Source organism: Chryseobacterium aquifrigidense, from assembly GCF_006716485.1.
In the GTDB taxonomy this organism is placed as follows: Bacteria; Bacteroidota; Bacteroidia; order Flavobacteriales; family Weeksellaceae; genus Chryseobacterium; species Chryseobacterium vietnamense.
The window spans coordinates 3,102,928-3,119,468 of record NZ_VFPD01000001.1; the positions used below are offsets into that span (position 1 = coordinate 3,102,928).

At 36.3% G+C, this 16,541-nt stretch carries 15 protein-coding genes; 7 read left to right on the forward strand and 8 right to left on the reverse strand.

The window, feature by feature from the left end:
- Nucleotides 1-50: 50 nt before the first annotated feature.
- A complete protein-coding gene (locus FB551_RS13885; RefSeq protein WP_142017905.1) occupies nt 51-686 on the reverse strand; it encodes a peroxiredoxin in 636 nt (211 codons plus the stop codon).
- 94 nt (nt 687-780) lie between these two features.
- On the opposite strand from FB551_RS13885, the gene FB551_RS13890 reads away from it, so the two are divergent.
- On the forward strand, nt 781-1,668 hold the full coding sequence (locus FB551_RS13890; protein WP_047435067.1) for a mechanosensitive ion channel family protein: 888 nt from the start codon (nt 781-783) through the stop codon (nt 1,666-1,668).
- 203 nt (nt 1,669-1,871) lie between these two features.
- Here the strand turns inward: FB551_RS13890 and sucC are convergent, their stop codons facing one another.
- The 5 genes from sucC to FB551_RS13915 form a co-directional block, all read right to left on the reverse strand.
- A complete protein-coding gene (gene sucC / locus FB551_RS13895) occupies nt 1,872-3,062 on the reverse strand; it encodes an ADP-forming succinate--CoA ligase subunit beta (protein WP_045500844.1) in 1,191 nt (396 codons plus the stop codon).
- Nucleotides 3,063-3,193: 131 nt separating this feature from the next.
- On the reverse strand, nt 3,194-4,471 hold the full coding sequence (locus FB551_RS13900; RefSeq protein ID WP_142017906.1) for a chloride channel protein: 1,278 nt from the start codon (nt 4,469-4,471) through the stop codon (nt 3,194-3,196).
- 2 nt (nt 4,472-4,473) lie between these two features.
- Entirely contained in the window at nt 4,474-4,860 is a 387-nt protein-coding gene (locus tag FB551_RS13905) for a DUF423 domain-containing protein (protein WP_142017907.1), read from the reverse strand.
- Between the two features lies 1 nt (nt 4,861).
- Entirely contained in the window at nt 4,862-5,950 is a 1,089-nt protein-coding gene (locus FB551_RS13910) for a hypothetical protein (RefSeq protein WP_142017908.1), read from the reverse strand.
- Nucleotides 5,951-6,117: 167 nt separating this feature from the next.
- The gene (locus FB551_RS13915) at nt 6,118-7,446 is read right to left on the reverse strand and encodes a hydroxymethylglutaryl-CoA reductase, degradative (RefSeq protein ID WP_047435076.1); all 1,329 of its coding nucleotides are present in this window, start codon (nt 7,444-7,446) and stop codon (nt 6,118-6,120) included.
- Between the two features lie 156 nt (nt 7,447-7,602).
- Here FB551_RS13915 and FB551_RS13920 point away from each other — a divergent pair, with 156 nt between their 5' ends.
- Nucleotides 7,603-8,862 carry a putative DNA modification/repair radical SAM protein gene (locus FB551_RS13920; RefSeq protein WP_142017909.1) on the forward strand — a complete coding sequence of 420 codons (1,260 nt, stop codon included), beginning with the start codon at nt 7,603-7,605 and terminating at the stop codon, nt 8,860-8,862.
- 333 nt (nt 8,863-9,195) lie between these two features.
- The gene (locus FB551_RS13925; RefSeq protein WP_142017910.1) at nt 9,196-9,954 is read left to right on the forward strand and encodes a TIGR03915 family putative DNA repair protein; all 759 of its coding nucleotides are present in this window, start codon (nt 9,196-9,198) and stop codon (nt 9,952-9,954) included.
- Between the two features lie 434 nt (nt 9,955-10,388).
- Here the strand turns inward: FB551_RS13925 and FB551_RS13930 are convergent, their stop codons facing one another.
- Nucleotides 10,389-11,189, reverse strand: coding sequence for a DNA alkylation repair protein (locus FB551_RS13930; RefSeq protein WP_142017911.1), 801 nt, complete (start codon nt 11,187-11,189; stop codon nt 10,389-10,391).
- A 94-nt stretch (nt 11,190-11,283) separates the two neighbouring features.
- Here FB551_RS13930 and FB551_RS13935 point away from each other — a divergent pair, with 94 nt between their 5' ends.
- From FB551_RS13935 to gap, 4 genes are all read left to right on the forward strand, one after another.
- Entirely contained in the window at nt 11,284-11,625 is a 342-nt protein-coding gene (locus tag FB551_RS13935) for a winged helix-turn-helix transcriptional regulator (protein WP_047435087.1), read from the forward strand.
- An 85-nt stretch (nt 11,626-11,710) separates the two neighbouring features.
- Complete coding sequence (locus FB551_RS13940; RefSeq protein WP_142017912.1) at nt 11,711-12,589, forward strand: DUF4846 domain-containing protein; 879 nt, start codon at nt 11,711-11,713, stop codon at nt 12,587-12,589.
- 83 nt (nt 12,590-12,672) lie between these two features.
- Nucleotides 12,673-13,659, forward strand: a complete 987-nt coding sequence (gene pfkA / locus FB551_RS13945) for a 6-phosphofructokinase (RefSeq protein ID WP_034694860.1) — start codon at nt 12,673-12,675, stop codon at nt 13,657-13,659.
- Nucleotides 13,660-13,691: 32 nt separating this feature from the next.
- On the forward strand, nt 13,692-14,696 hold the full coding sequence (gene gap, locus FB551_RS13950) for a type I glyceraldehyde-3-phosphate dehydrogenase (protein ID WP_034694859.1): 1,005 nt from the start codon (nt 13,692-13,694) through the stop codon (nt 14,694-14,696).
- A 413-nt stretch (nt 14,697-15,109) separates the two neighbouring features.
- Here the strand turns inward: gap and FB551_RS13955 are convergent, their stop codons facing one another.
- Complete coding sequence (locus FB551_RS13955) at nt 15,110-16,477, reverse strand: hypothetical protein (protein WP_142017913.1); 1,368 nt, start codon at nt 16,475-16,477, stop codon at nt 15,110-15,112.
- Nucleotides 16,478-16,541 lie beyond the last annotated feature (64 nt).

A 16,541-nucleotide genomic window follows, 5' to 3' on the forward strand; every position in this document is an offset into this window, starting at 1 on the left:
CGGGGCGCTTTTCGTACAAATTAAAACTAAACTATAAAAAATCAAATAAATCATGTATTGGGTTGAGGAGTATATCTCAGATACGGCTTTATTTCCGTTACCCCTTTTGGGAATATCTTCCGTGCTTCTTCTGTAGAAATCGTTGGCGGAACAATGACATCTTCTCCAGATTCCCAATTCACGGGAGTAGCCACACGATAGTTATCCACAAGCTGCAAGGAATCCAGCACTCTGAGGATTTCGTCAAAATTTCTTCCTGTAGAGGCCGGATAGGTAATAATCAGTCTTACTTTTTTGGAAGGATCAATAATAAGAAGAGACCGTACTGTAGCCGTAGCTGAAGCATTGGGATGGATAAAATCATACAGTTCTGAAACTTTTCTGTCCTTATCAGCAATAATGGGAAACTTTACTATGGTATTCTGAGTCTCATTAATGTCTTTCACCCAGTTTTGATGGTCTTCTACACCATCTACACTCAGGGCAATTACTTTTGTATTTCTGGCATCAAACTCAGACTGAAGTTTGGCGGTATATCCCAATTCCGTAGTGCATACCGGCGTATAATCTGCAGGATGCGAAAACAGAATTCCCCAGGAATCACCCAGATAATTATAAAAATTGATATCACCTGTTGATGATTCTGCCTGAAAGTTGGGTGCTGTATCTCCTAGTTTGATTGACATAATGCTTTATCTTTATAGTCTACAAATTTAGTAGACTTTTTGGAACTGGCAAATTTTTTGATGAAAATTTATATCTTTAATTAAAATTTTATTCATGGAGAAAACCGGACTCAGGTATGTTGATCTTGTTTACAAGGTATTGGAAAATTGGTACATCACATTTGCTGAACTGACCCCCAAGCTGATTGTTGGAATTTTAGTATTTACTTTTTTCCTGATTACCAGTAAATATTTAAGCCAGGCAGCCGTAAAAATCTTCCATAAATTCTTCCCGAAGAGCAAAAAAGAAAGCTCATTAGTAACCTTGATCAGTGTATTCAGATTTCTGATCATGCTGATGGGAACCTTTATTGCGCTGGAAATAATGGGCTTCAGTGGCTTCCTGTGGAAATTTATCGGAAGTTTAGGTGTTGCGGGGGTTATTGCCGGAGTCGCTCTGAAGGATCTTGTATCCAGTATTTTCTCAGGAATGCTGATTGGCATTGATAAGGCTTACAAGGTAGGAGATTATATTACTATTGGAGCCCATTCAGGAACCGTACAGGAAATCGGGTTTCTTACCACGAAAATCCTTACCGATGACGGAAAGAAAGCATATATTCCCAACCAGGTTGTTTTTAATGCTCCTTTTTACAATATTACGGCTTCTCCACAACGCAGAATTATTTTAAATTTTGAAATTCCTGCTGATGAAGATATCACTAAAGCTCAGAAAGGGATTCTTGATGTAGTTAAAAATCTCGATAATGTGGATAAGCTGGATACTGTAGAAGTAATTTTTACAGATTTAAAACAGGGTGCATTTAATCTTCAGGTAAAATTCTGGATAAAAGTAGGGGCCAATCTGGCGCAGGTAAGAAGCCAGGCTTATTTAGGAATCAAAGAGCGTTTTGATGTGGATAAAGTTCAGCTGGTAACGCCTACGAGCATCAGTATTACCAGTGGAGAGACCAACTTACCGGAAAACCATCAGGATAAGTAACAAAATAGATATAAAATAAAGATCATCTCAAACTGAGGTGGTCTTTTATATTGGTTGCTAAGCAAACCTAACAGGTTTTTGAAACCTGTTAGGTTTACGATAACACAATTCTCACTGAAGTTATAAAACTTTGCCCTTGCATTTGCACAAAAAAACCGCTCCAACAATGGAACGGTTTTCTTGTTTATTTAAAAAATTTCAGGTTATGCTAAAACTTCTTTTACTTTGTTTGCAGCTTCTTCTAAAGTAATTGCAGAGTGTACCGGAAGACCAGACTCATCAATTAATTTTTTAGCTTCTACAGCGTTAGTTCCCTGCAATCTTACGATCAATGGAACAGGAAGGCTACCCATAGCTTTGTAAGCATCTACAACCCCTTGAGCAACTCTGTCACATCTTACGATACCTCCGAAGATGTTGATCAAAATAGCTTTTACATTTGGATCTCTTAAGATAATTCCGAAAGCAGTCTGTACTCTCTGAGCATCTGCAGTACCACCTACGTCAAGGAAGTTAGCCGGGTTACCACCTGATAATTTGATGATATCCATAGTTGCCATTGCAAGACCAGCTCCGTTTACCATACAAGCAACGTTACCATCCAGTTTTACGAAGTTAAGACCCGCTTCACCAGCTTCTACATCCATTGGATCTTCTTCTCTTGTATCTCTAAGTTCAGCTAAGTCTTTGTGACGGAATAATGAGTTGTCATCCAAAGTTACTTTAGCATCTACAGCGATAATCTTGTTATCAGAAGTTTTTAATACAGGGTTGATTTCGAAAAGAGAAGCATCAATTCCTGTGTAAGCATTGTAAAGAGATGAAATAAATTTCACAAATTCTTTGAATGCATTTCCTTCAAGACCTAGGTTGAAAGCAATTTTTCTAGCCTGGAACCCCTGAAGACCGATAGCCGGATCAATAAGTTCATTGTGGATCAAATGAGGAGTTACTTCAGCAACGTGCTCAATATCCATACCACCTTCAGTAGAATATACGATTGTATTTTTTCCTTCAGCTCTATCTAAAAGAATAGAAACATAAAATTCTTTAGTTTCAGATTCTCCCGGATAATAAACATCTTCTGCAATCAAAACAGAGTGTACTTTTTTACCTTCAGCAGAAGTTTGAGGAGTTACCAACTGCATTCCGATGATATTCTGAGCGTTCTCTTTAAGTTTATCCATGTTTGGAGAAAACTTAACACCCCCACCTTTACCACGACCACCTGCGTGAATCTGTGCTTTTACAACCCAAGCCTGTGCTCCGGTTTCAGCAGTCAATTTTTCAGCAGCTGCTACAGCTTCATCTACGTTGTTTGCAACGAAACCACGTTGGATAGCTACTCCATACTTTGATAAAATCTCTTTTGATTGATACTCGTGAAGATTCATATTATTTTTATTATTTTATTTTAATATTTAAAGGTTGACAAATTTACTAAAAAGACACGGAAGTTCAAGTTTATTGACTTAAAAATTAAAGTCTGACCGACTTGATTTTTAACATATCTTTCCATTTTCCCTTATTCTTCCGTTAATTTCTCAGATTGAGATCCGATAAACGGAATTTTCGGAGCCAGGAAATATCCGGTAAGACTGGCAAACAATATCGGTACAAAATAAGTAAATCCGGTAAGCGTTCCCAGTATAATTGTAGTACTCATCGGCGTTCTTGTTACACAGGCATTGATGGCTGCCATACAACTTACAATAGCCAGCGTGGTATCAACACCCGGAAACAAATTGTGGATAATTAATCCCAATGTTGTCCCTACGAAGAACAATGGAATGATAAATCCTCCTCTCCATCCGGAAGTTACTGTAATAGCAATGGCCAGTATTTTAAAAACAAGGATTAAAACTAAAAAGTTCAGTCCGAAATTCCCCCCGATTAACTGGTTGATTTCGTTGTGTCCAAAGTATCTTGTAATGGGAAAATTATAGGCAATAATTCCTAAAATGATGCCCCCTACCAATGTTTTAATGTAAATCGGAAACTGTCTGTATTCAAAAATTTTTTTGAAAAATTTGACTACAAAAATGAAGATCCATCCAAATAAAGTACCCACAATTCCGAACAAGGTAGCATATAGAAAATCATATACTCCGGTATAATGATACGCTTTCAAATCCCATGTTGCCCCGATTCCCAGGTGGATAATCAGTGCAAACATCAGATAACTGAAACAGCTTGCTACCAACGCAGGAATAATGGCTTTGTAATATTCTACCGCATGTTTGTGATGAAGGATTTCCAGAGAGAAAAGACTTCCTCCCAGCGGAGCTCCAAACAAGGCTGTAAAACCGGAAGCCATTCCGGCAATACTTAAAGACCTCAGCTCTTCACCTTTCAGTCTGAAAATTTTTCCCAGCCACGTTCCGGTAGAGCCCGTTACTTGTACCAAAGGTGCTTCCGGTCCCAAACTTCCTCCTGACGCTACACAAAACAGCGAAGAAAGAATCATGGAAGGATTATTCTTAGGTTCCAGTTTTCCTTTATTGAATCTGATGTTATTAACGATCAAATGAATTTCTCCCGGATCACCGATAAAATGAATCACCAGCCCGGCCAGCAATCCACAGATTGCCATCGTTGGAATCACCTGCCATCCTTGAAACCCGGACAAGAATTCTGTAAAATGCTCCAGTACAATCCAATATCCTCCGGCGATAATACCACCTACAAGGCCTGTAACAGCCCACATAAAAAAAGTACGGCTGAATACAAACGGATTGAATCTGATAGGTTGATCTAAGAGATTGAATGTTCGTATTAACCGCCTCCTTCTGTGAATTTTCATTCTTAAATTCTGTTTTTAGCAAAATAAAAGATCAGCATTCCCCAGCTTAAGATCATCATCAGACCTCCAAGCGGAGTGATAGGTCCCAGGAATTTAAGATTCATTCCCCAATAATCCTGCATACTAAGAAAATAGATGCTTACTGAGAATAACAGGGTTCCTGCAATCATTAAAATGGAAGTCCATTTTTCAGCAGAAGTTTCAAATTTTAAGATATACCCGATAATCAGCAGAAAAAACGCTGCATACATCTGATATCTTACTCCTGTTTCAAAACTTTCCAGTCTTTCCACAGCTAATATTTTCTTTAAAGCGTGTGCTCCGAATGCTCCCAGGATTACAGAAACCATTCCGTAAACCGCTCCAAAAACTAAAGTAATTGTTTTCATTTTATAACTCTTCTAATTCTAGGGTTAAATATTTTTTTGTTTTATCATCCTGCCAGGTTCCCGAAATTGTATTCCCATTCAAATCTGCTTCTACAAAAGCTCTCGGAATCCATTTGCCGGCAGCTTCATCATAATGATCGTTCTCAGTAATGGAAATATGATTTCCCTTCATTTTACCATCCCACGGGATCAGTTTTTTATTCTTATCATACCAATAGAATGCAGTAAAGGAGCTTGTATCGTTTTCACTTTCACCTTTATATAACCGGCTGATAAAAACCGTAATGGGGTATTTCCCATCTATTTTCCCTTTGTAAAGCTTATTTCTGAAACTGGTTTTTTCTGTTTTTCCAGAACCTGAGATTAAATTTCTTGCGTAAGAACTCCAATGTTTTTCCAGCTCCTTATAAGAAAATTCTATTTCATGACTGTCGAGTTCATCTAATGCTCTCATGGCATGGTTGGAACATCTTCCGGCAACAAAAGTCAGTCTATCTTTCCCGAAGAAATATCTGATATCTTCCAATGTATGTTCTGTAAAGCAGTCTTCATACATAGCGATCTGGTCTTCAGTTTCCTCAGATGGATTTTTCTCTGCCTTCAGCTTGACCAGAAAGTCGGCAATCCTTTTCTTTACTCTTTTCTGAATGATACTTTCAACCATTTTCACGGAATTAGGTTGAAATAAATCTTCAGCATTAATAAAATTTCCTGTTCTCAGATCAAAATTCTTCCAGATAGAAAACCCTTCCGGATAAGCTCCTGAAGCTTCACCATCTATAGCAATACTTAGAATATTTTCAGGCGTTTCAATTTTATTCCAACTATAAAAATAAAGGTAGTTTGCATAGGAATTTGTTGCTGTAGAAGCCAGTTTAAAAGGGTTTCCACCAGATCCCGGAACATATTCCAGCTGATCTACCTGCAGAAATGTATTGATTTTATTTTCAACCCGTGGATTTTCAGGATAAGAGACAACCGGAAAAACGGTATCTTCAGTTTTAGGCTGCAGATTACTGATTTTCACTTTTTTCTGCTGTGAAAAACTTAAACCGGAAATCAATAAAAAAAATACAATACTCTTTTTCAACTATTTTGATTTTAAGTACATTAAAATGAACTTGGCCACCAGTGTAGAAATCCCCAGTATGATAAACATATTGGCGAATCTCTTGGAGCTTCTGAAACCTTCATTGTTTGTTTTTTTCAGAAAAAACCCAAAAAGAAGGAATACGATAGGCAAAATGATCTGCAGCATTAGTTTCCTCTCATTCTGTTAAACTCATTGATCACCTCATGATGGCTCACTGTCTTATCTTTGAAATACGTTACAAAGTGCTGCTTTTCTTCTTCGGTAGCGCCCAACTGGTTCAGAATATTCAATAAGTGCATTTTCATATGTCCTTTCTGAATTCCGGTAGTTACCAATGAACGTAATGCTCCAAAGTTCTGTGCAAGACCTGAAACAGCAAGAATGCTCATCAGTTCCTGTGCAGAAGGTTTTCCAAGGAGTGCTAACGAGAATTTTACCAGAGGATGAAGATTGGTAAGCCCTCCTACAACTCCTACAGAAATAGGAAGATCAATCCAGAATCTGAACACTCCGTTATCTGTTGTACAGTGTGTTAAAGATCTGTACTGTCCGTCTCTCGCTGCATAGGCGTGTGCACAAGCTTCAGTAGCTCTGAAATCATTTCCTGTAGCAATTACAACTGCATCTACTCCATTCATGACTCCTTTATTATGAGTGGTCGCACGGTAAGGTTCAATTTCTGCAATGGTAACTGCCTGTTTGAATTTAGAAGCAAATTCTTCAGGAGAAATTCCGCTGTCGTCTTTTAAATCTTCCATTTTACATGAAACCTCAGCTCTTACGATACAGTCAGGGGTAAAGTTGGAAAGAATATTCATAACAATCTGTAATGAATTCTTTTCTTCCTGAGTAAAGTCTTCGCTGGTAGCCACTTCCTGTCTCAGGGTTTTTCCAAACTGCTCAAGACATGAATTGATAAAGTTTGCTCCCATTGAATCTACTGTATCAAAGCTTGCTTTCAGCTGGTAATAATTCGGCATTTCTGCGGTCTTATCCACCAGGCTGATATTTAAAATACCTCCGCCACGTTTTCTCATGTTGGATGTAATATCCTCAGTGGTTTCAAATAATTTTTTCTTTAAACTGAAATTAAAGAAATGTAATAATTTGTGGGGTTCTACATTAAAAATAAAGTGGGTGTGCCCCAGCTTTTCAGTGTTGATAATGGTTGTTTTAAAACCTCCTTTGTCGATCCAGAATTTTGCAGCCTTGGAAGCGGCAGCCACTACAGAACTTTCTTCAACGGCCATTGGAAGTGCCAACAATTTTCCATCGATTAAAAAGTTCGGAGCAATTCCGTACGGCATATAAAAGTTGGAAATGGTGTTTTCAGAAAATTCTTCGTGAAGCTTCTGAAGATCTGCATCATCATTCCAGTATTGTTTTAATATATTTTGATATTCCTGGTTTCCTTCAAGATATTCGTTTACGAGCCATTCGATTTTCCCCTGCTTTGGAAGCTTGGAAAAACCTTCGATTGGTTTATGATTCATGATATAAACTTTAATGAGCCGTAAATATAATGATTTTGAGACTCTTTTTTGTTGATAACTTCTATGAAAAAAGATTGACTTTTATCAATTTTGGAACTAAATTTGAACAAAATTAAAATACAGTTCAGATACAAAACATATCAAATCATTTTAAATATGAATTTTGACCGTCTTAAAGAAAAGCTTGAAATCCTTGCTGATGCAGCAAAATACGATGTTTCCTGTTCATCAAGCGGAGGGACAAGAAAGAATAAAAAAGGAGCGTTAGGAGATAGTTCTGCAAGCGGAATCTGTCATACCTATACAGAAGACGGACGATGTGTTTCGCTGCTTAAAGTTTTGTTGACCAACCATTGTATTTACGATTGTGCTTACTGCGTTTCCAGAAGTTCCAACGATATTAAAAGAGCTGCTTTTACGGTAGAAGAAGTGGTAGACCTTACCATTAACTTTTACCGCAGGAATTATATTGAAGGTTTATTCCTGAGTTCAGGAATTTTCAAAAATGCAGATACTACAATGGAAAGATTGGTAAGAGTGGCCAAAAAGCTGCGTCTGGAAGAAAACTTTAACGGATATATTCATTTGAAATCTATTCCCGGAGCAAGTGATGATCTGATGCAGGAGGCCGCGTTGTATGCAGACCGTTTATCCGTCAATATTGAAATTCCTACGGAAAGCGGATTAAAACTGCTGGCTCCGGAAAAGAACAGACAGGATATGATCAGCCCGATGCGGTATATTCAAAAAGGGATCATTCAATATAAGGATGAAAAGAAAATTCTGAAAAAAGTTCCCAAGTTTGCTCCGGCCGGACAGTCTACCCAGATGATTGTGGGGGCAACCAATGAAAATGATCTGCAGATCATTAAAGTTGCGGATCACTTTTATAAAAACTTTAATCTGAAAAGGGTTTATTATTCCGGGTATGTTCCGGTGCTGGAAGATCAGAGATTACCTTCTTTAACCACTGAAGTTCCTATGCTTAGGGAAAACCGATTGTATCAGTCGGACTGGCTGATGAGATTTTATGGTTTTAAAGCGGAAGAAATTTTAGATCCGAATGTTCCTTTCCTTGATCTGGAGGTAGATCCGAAATTGAGCTGGGCATTGCGGAATCTGGATCAGTTCCCGGTGAATCTTCAGACTGCCGAATACCGGACGATTTTAAGAATTCCCGGAATCGGAGTGAAAACAGCTCAGAAAATTGTAAGCGCAAGGCGTTTTCAGGTTTTAACGATGGATCATTTGAAAAAACTGGGAGCGGCTGTTAACCGGGCAAAATATTTTATTGATTTTGCTGCGGGAAATGCCTATCTGAAATATTTAACGGATAAAAATTTCAGGAAACTGCTCATAGGCGGAAGCTCATCCAAATTTCATAACCAGTTTTCGCAACAGCTGACTTTGTTTTAATGATCTGTTTAAATGTTATTTTTTGAAACATTAAGATTCTATTAAGGTGTTGAGAGTATTAAGATGAGCTTTGCTTTAAGCTTAAAAACCAGAATGATTTATCTTAACTTTACTTTATTTCTTAAATCATTCTTAATGGTTTTAATATTTCTGAACAGTTTTAATAAACACTAATGACACTAATGTTTTTCACAAATGGTCATTAATTTATTATGCAAAAACATAGCAGCATTATTGTCATTCTGACAAAGGAAGAATCTCTAGATTCTTCACTTCATTTTATTTCGTTCAGAATGACAACCCAACCAAACTTTAAATTTTTACACTCAACACATGACAACCCTACTCTATGATGGAAGTTTCGATGGTCTTTTCACTACGGTATTTGAAGTTTTCGAATACCGTTATAAAGAGGTGGAGATTGCAAGCAGAGAAAGATTTCATCAGGAAAATATTTTTGCAGAAATACATGAAGTAATTACTCAACCGGACAAGTCGGAAAGAGTTTTAAATAAACTGGAGCAGAATATAGGAAAACAGGGCGTTTACAAACTTTTAAAAGTTTTTTTATCCGAGGATCCTGAACTGGAAAACCTTATCTTATCTGCGGTAAGGCAGTCTGTAAAACATCCGCAAGATAATATTCTGGAGAACTTTGCTGACGCTGATATTTTAAAAATTTCAAAAATCTGCAAGTCGGTAGATAGGGAAAGGCACAGAATGACTGCTTTTGTGCGCTTTGAAAAAATGCAGGATGGTGTTTTTTTCTCCAAAATAGATCCCGATTTTAATGTTCTTCCTTTAATCAGAAAACATTTTAAAAATCGTTATCAGGATCAGAAGTGGATGATCTACGATCTCCGGAGAAACTATGGCCTCCTGTATGACCTCAACGATTGCGAATTTTTCTACCCTGATGAAAAAATTGATTTCAATAATTATCAGCAAAAGTTTGATGATGAAGAAAAAAGTTACCAGGTTCTATGGCAGCGTTATTTCACAAAAACCAATATTGTAGAAAGAAAAAATATGAAACTCCATATTCAGCATGTTCCAAAAAGATACTGGAAATATCTGACGGAAAAATGGTAACCGCATTCTCAAAAAATTCAATACTGTTTCACACTGATTGAGCGGATAACGCAGACTTTTATCAATAAAACGATCCTGAGATTCTCATGATACATCAATCCAACATTGAATCAATAATTCCATATTGTGGATAACTTTTTATTTCGGCGAAAAAACACGTGATTTCAAGTCCTTTTTTCGGGAACATTATTTAACCCTCTCATTTTATGAAAGATATAATCCACATTCATCGAAAACTCATATTGTGGATAACTTTTTTCAGTTAACATTCCGTTAACATAAGATTTTTTTCACTCTTATTTTCATTCAAAAATCACGTAGATAATTAGCTATTCAACGATGATGTGGGGTTTGAAAACACAATTTAAACACCTGAAAATATGCTATATACATACTAAGATAATATATCAATATTTTTGTTTTGTGGATAACTCTCACCTTTTAAGGGTTCGCAGAGCTTTCTTTACAATATACTGCGTCTCTTTTGTAGGACTTTCCCGAAGCCATTCATCACAGATTTCCACTACAAATTCAGGTTGTGATTTGCTGGCATCATTGAGCCAATTTCCAACACTGTCCTGTACATATCTGGAGGAATCTGACCGTAATGGTTCCAGAATTTCCAGTCCTAGCCCGGGATTTTGTTTTAAAGCATCAATATGCTCACACCAAACTCCTCTCGGTCTTGTAGATTCACTGGCAAATCGTCTCACGTTTTCATTCTTATGTACCGTCCATGCTGATAAAATATCTATACTTTCCTCTAGATTTCTGGCGATATCCGGTCGTACTGTCATCCAGCAGATTTCCCTTACTCCAAAATGAGTGTCTGAAGCGAATGATTGAATTTTGTCTAATTTTTCTTTAAGCTGTAAACTATTATTTCTTCCAATGGTATAAGCTGCCCAGCAACGAACAAGATCTGCCTGATGAACAGATAATTTTAATAGAAATTGATCATCTTTATTTTTTACAGCAAGATCTAGTAAACCGATTCCTATTGTTTCATTAATAGAATTAACAGTCTGTTTTTTCAGCTGGTTTACATTTTCTAAAACAGGTATAAGATATTCTTTACGATTATTTTGCAAAAGCAGATTTTCCAGCAGCAGCTTTTGGTCTACAGCCAGCCATTCTGTGAGATTGGCGGTTTCGATTTCTCCTCTGTTCAGCTGATCCAGAATATCCGGTGGAATATCTTTGATGGAACGGGCTCCTTTTCGTTTTTCTGTCATACTATTTAATGATTATCTTTACAAAAGTCTGAAAGTAGGCGGATAAAAACAATACCGCATATTTTTCACCCATAGGGATAAAAAAGTCAATTTTATGGAAATAAAGGAAAGAGCTGAAGAAAATAAAATCTGTCCGTTGGAAGTTGCTGTCAATACCATCAGCGGAAAATGGAAAATTCCTATTGTCTGGCAGATTAATGAAGGAAAAAAACGTCCCAGCGAATTTTTACGAGGCATTGCAAAAGTAGACCGAAGGGTTTTAAATCAACAACTGACTGAGATGGTAGATGATGGTATTTTAACCAAACAGTCTTTTAATGAACTTCCCCCAAGGGTTGAATATACGTTGACAGAACTTGGTGAAAAACTGGTGAAGATCCTCTGGCATCTGAATGATTGGGGCAAATTACTGATTCCTGAACATAAAGAAGCATAAAACGGGTTTACATATTGCAGATTTTCAGATCTTCTATTTGCCGGTACGTGAAAAAAAAGAGATATTTGTTTCAACTAAAAAACGCATGAAAAAAGTTATCACAGGAATCACTGCTATTCTCATCTTCACTGGCTGTACAAAAGAAAAACTCTCAGACCGTTTACTTCCGGAACCGGATAAAAATGAGCACTTAATTGCTGAAAACGCTTTAAAAATCAATAAAAATAAAAATACTATCCGGGAGAGATTTTCTCCTCCTGAAGGCTACGAATGGATTGATGAAAAATCTGGTTCTTTCGGCCATTTTATTGAAAATTTTAAGTTGAAACCTTATGGCAGCCAGATTGTAAAATATGATGGAACACCTATTTCTACTCAGCATCTTCATGAAGCAGTCTTTGATATTGATACCGGAAATAAAGATCTACAACAATGTGCTGATGCGGTAATCCGTATGAGAGCTGAATATCTTTATAAAGCGAAAAAATTTAACGAAATTAAATTTCATTTCACCAGTGGTGATCTTTTCAGCTGGAATGATTATAAAAACGGAACAAGAGCTTTTGTCAGCGGAAATTCTGTGAGCTTCAGAAAAGCCGCAGCTTCTGATGATTCTTATCAGAGTTTCAGAAATTATCTGGATGTCATTTTTAATTATGCAGGAACGATTTCATTAAATAAAGAAACAAAACCGGTTACTAAAAATTCAGATCTGAAGACAGGAGATATACTGATTACACCGGGAAGTCCCGGCCATATTGTTTTTATTTCCGGTGTCTGCCGGAATAAAGAAGGAAAAAGATTATTCTTATTAAGTGAAGGATTCACTCCGGCACAATCGATTCATGTGCTTTCAAATCCTTTTAATCCCTATTTTACACCTTGGTACGACCTTGATGTGAATGCTTCGGAAACAAAAACTGCGCGATATTTTTTTAAACCTACAAACTTCAGAAGCTTTTAATAATTTATATTCAAAACTATTGGAAACTTACTACGATTATCTGAACTTGTTTTTGTAAATTTGTGTTCGAAATTTTTTACTTGATGAAAGAGAGTGCTGTAAAAAAAATTGCAGTTCTTACTTCAGGAGGTGACTCTCCGGGTATGAATGCGGCGTTAAGAGCGGTAGTAAGAACCGCCAACTACTATGATATCGAATGCTATGGGGTGAGAGAAGGCTACAACGGCCTTATCAATGATGATTTCCTGAAAATGGGAGCTCGTTCCGTAAAAAATATAATCAACCAGGGTGGAACGATTCTAAAATCTGCCAGATCCGCTGAGTTCAGAACAAAAGAAGGCCGTCAGAAAGCTTACGACAATTGTGTAAAGCTGGGAATTGACGGATTGGTTTGTATTGGAGGAGACGGAACCTTTACTGGTGCCAAAATCTTTAATGAAGAGTTCGGAATCAGAGTAATCGGTATCCCGGGAACGATCGATAATGATATTTTCGGAACTGATAATACCATCGGATACGACACGGCACTGAATACTGCAATGGATGCCATTGATAAGATCCGTGACACGGCAACTTCTCACAACAGAGTTTTCTTTGTGGAAGTAATGGGTCGTGATGCTGGTTTTATTGCTTTAAACAGTGGATTGGCTGCCGGAGCACTGGATATTCTAATTCCTGAGAAAAAAGACAGTATCGATGAGCTTTTCACAAAATTCAGAAATGCTGAAAAAACAGGAAAATCATCCAGTATTGTTGTGGTAGCGGAAGGTGAAAAGCTAGCCAATGTTTACGAACTTGCAGAAAAAACCAAACAGACCTTCCCTGATTATGACATCCGTGTAGCTATTCTGGGACATATGCAGAGAGGAGGTTCTCCAAGCTGTGCAGACCGTGTTTTGGCAAGCAGACTTGGTTATGGTGCTGTAACAGGACTTATGGAAGGACAAACCAATGTAATGGCAGGAATGCGTTCCAATGATCTGACGTATACGCCGATTGAAGAAGCCATTAAAAAGCATAATGAAATCAATAAAGATCTTTTACTGATTTCAGAAATTTTAGCAATCTAATTATTTTTATAATCTAATAAAAACAAACTATTATGTCAACAATTAAAGTAGGTATCAACGGTTTTGGTAGAATTGGACGTCTTGTTTTCAGAGCAATGACTGAAAGAGACAACATTGAAGTTGTAGGAATCAATGACCTAATCAATGCAGAATACATGGCTTACATGTTAAAATATGACTCTGTACACGGTATTTTCCCAGGTGAGGTTTCTGTAGAAGGAAACGATCTTGTAGTAAACGGGAAAAGAATCAGAGTAACTGCTGAAAAAGATCCAAGCAACCTAAAATGGAATGAAATCGGTGCAGATTACGTAGTAGAATCTACTGGTTTATTCCTGGATAAAGAAAGCGCTGCAAAACATATTACAGCAGGTGCTAAGAAAGTGATCCTTTCTGCTCCTTCTAAAGATGATACTCCAATGTTTGTAATGGGTGTAAACCACAAGGAACTTACTGATGATATCAAAATTTTATCAAACGCTTCTTGTACTACAAACTGTTTAGCTCCTTTAGCTAAAGTAATCCACGATAACTTCGGAATCGTAGAAGGTTTAATGACCACTGTACACGCTACAACAGCTACTCAGAAAACTGTTGACGGTCCTTCAATGAAAGACTGGAGAGGTGGTAGAGCTGCTCTGAACAACATCATTCCTTCTTCTACAGGTGCTGCTAAAGCGGTAGGAAAAGTAATCCCTTCATTAAACGGAAAATTAACAGGTATGTCTTTCAGAGTACCAACTGTTGATGTTTCTGTAGTAGATTTAACAGTGAGAATTGAAAAGGCTGCTTCTTATGAAGAAATCTGTTCAGTAATCAAAGCTGCTTCTGAAGGTGAATTGAAAGGTATCCTAGGATATACTGAAGAAGCTGTAGTATCTCAGGACTTCGTTGGAGATAAGAGAACTTCTATCTTCGACAAAGATGCTGGTATCATGCTTTCTCCTAACTTCGTGAAACTTGTTTCTTGGTATGACAACGAAATGGGTTACTCTAACAAGTTAGTGGATATGCTTGTACACGCTGCTTCTTTATAATAAGTAATAAGCGATAAGCAATATAAAAACCTTCCCGATGGGAAGGTTTTTTTGTTTTGGCTTTGTATTTTTACTTTAAATATAGAATTTCCTTTTTTATTGTATCCTTATCATTTTCTATTTTAGCCTCTTACAAACGTAGAAAGAAAAAATCAGTTTTTAACTGATTTTTTAATATTTCAAATCATACAATGCTATCAAAATTAGTTATTTCAAATAGGAATGTTGTATAACTTCGATTTCTACGTTATGATTTTCGTTATTAGGTTCACTTTTGTGATGATCCCTATCTTCCTCCGCTTGTATGCGTGTCGTTTTTTTACCTACATACTTGCGACAATCAAGACAATCCGCACGATAAAGGATTCTGTCTTTCCGTTTGTTTTTTGTCGTTTTTGCCATAATAAAATATTTTAAAAATTAAGAAATGCTACTGGAATTGATAATCTTAGCCCAATTTCGTTTCGCTTTAAAAAAGCTAACTCTGAATCGTTGGAATTAGTTAGATCAATAAGATTGAAATAAAGTTCTACATGCAGCTTAGATTTATCTTTTTTCAAATCCTTAAATGAGTATAGTAACCCTATTCCTGCATCATATTGTGGTTTACTTTCTTCTTTAAATGTACTTTGTGGATAAATGTGTAATGCCATTGTATTTTCTAAAAAAAACCTGTAATAATCAATATACAATTTGCTATATGATAGATTTGTTTTGTATGTTCCTTGATAAGCATTAAATTTTTTGGTTGAGGTTCTTTGTCCTGATGAAGTTTCCCCATAATTGTAAGATTCATTAATTTCAGTTTTAGACAAATCAGAAAAATTATCATCAATCCCTCCTGAAAAGCCTATCAACAAATAATGAGTTGGTTTGCTGTACTGATTCCACTCATAATAATTGTATTCAATTGAACCTTTCCAACCCACATAATTCTTTTTAGTTATTTGATTTTCGTAAGATAAAGATGGAGTAAAATAGTTGAAATTATTATTCTGAAATCCTGCTCCTAAGCTTATCCAATGAAAGAAGATACCAGTATAATTAAAGTTATCAATGGCATTAGCTACACTGTTTTTTTCCTTAGATATACTTAAGGTTTCTATTTCTTTTAAAGACGGAAGTGACTCTTTCTTTAATAAAAGAGAATCGGTCTGCATATTTTTCAAAGCTATTTGATACTCATACCTTGCCTTTGCAGTAGGATCTACATTGGCTGCTTTCAGTCTTTCCTGAATGTCAGAGATTTCTGACCTTAATAGCTTCAATTTTGAAAATAGTAATATTGAATCTTTTATGTATAATGATTTTGTGACATTAGCTTGTGATGTAGCAATAGATTTTTTCTTAGATAAATTTTTGATTTCTCTTTCATGAAATGAAATAGAAGATGATTTTAATCTCACATTATATTTGAAATTGACACCGACATTGCTATTTATTTTTGATTGATTAAATATTGCAAAAAAACCATCTGTAACACTTCCACTTGCATTTACTGAAAGCATATCTCCATTTTTAAAATTCTTTGTTGCATTAAAAACCAAACGCCCATCGTTGATATCTGTTGCAGCATAATTTCCAATTGTAGTTTTACCACTACTATTCATAACAGAATTAAATTTTTTATTAACAATTTTTTTAAATTCATCCTTAGATAATAAGGTCTCAATTTCAGGTATTGTCAATTGAGTTGTAATTGAGTCTATTTTGTCTTTTTTTTGTCCAAACGCCATCCCCACCCATCCGAGCACAAACAGCAATATAATTTTTGTTTTCATGATTTTATTTTTCTGGTTAAGTTTTTTGAATTTGAGAATAAGTTTATCATTGTAGAAAAACTAA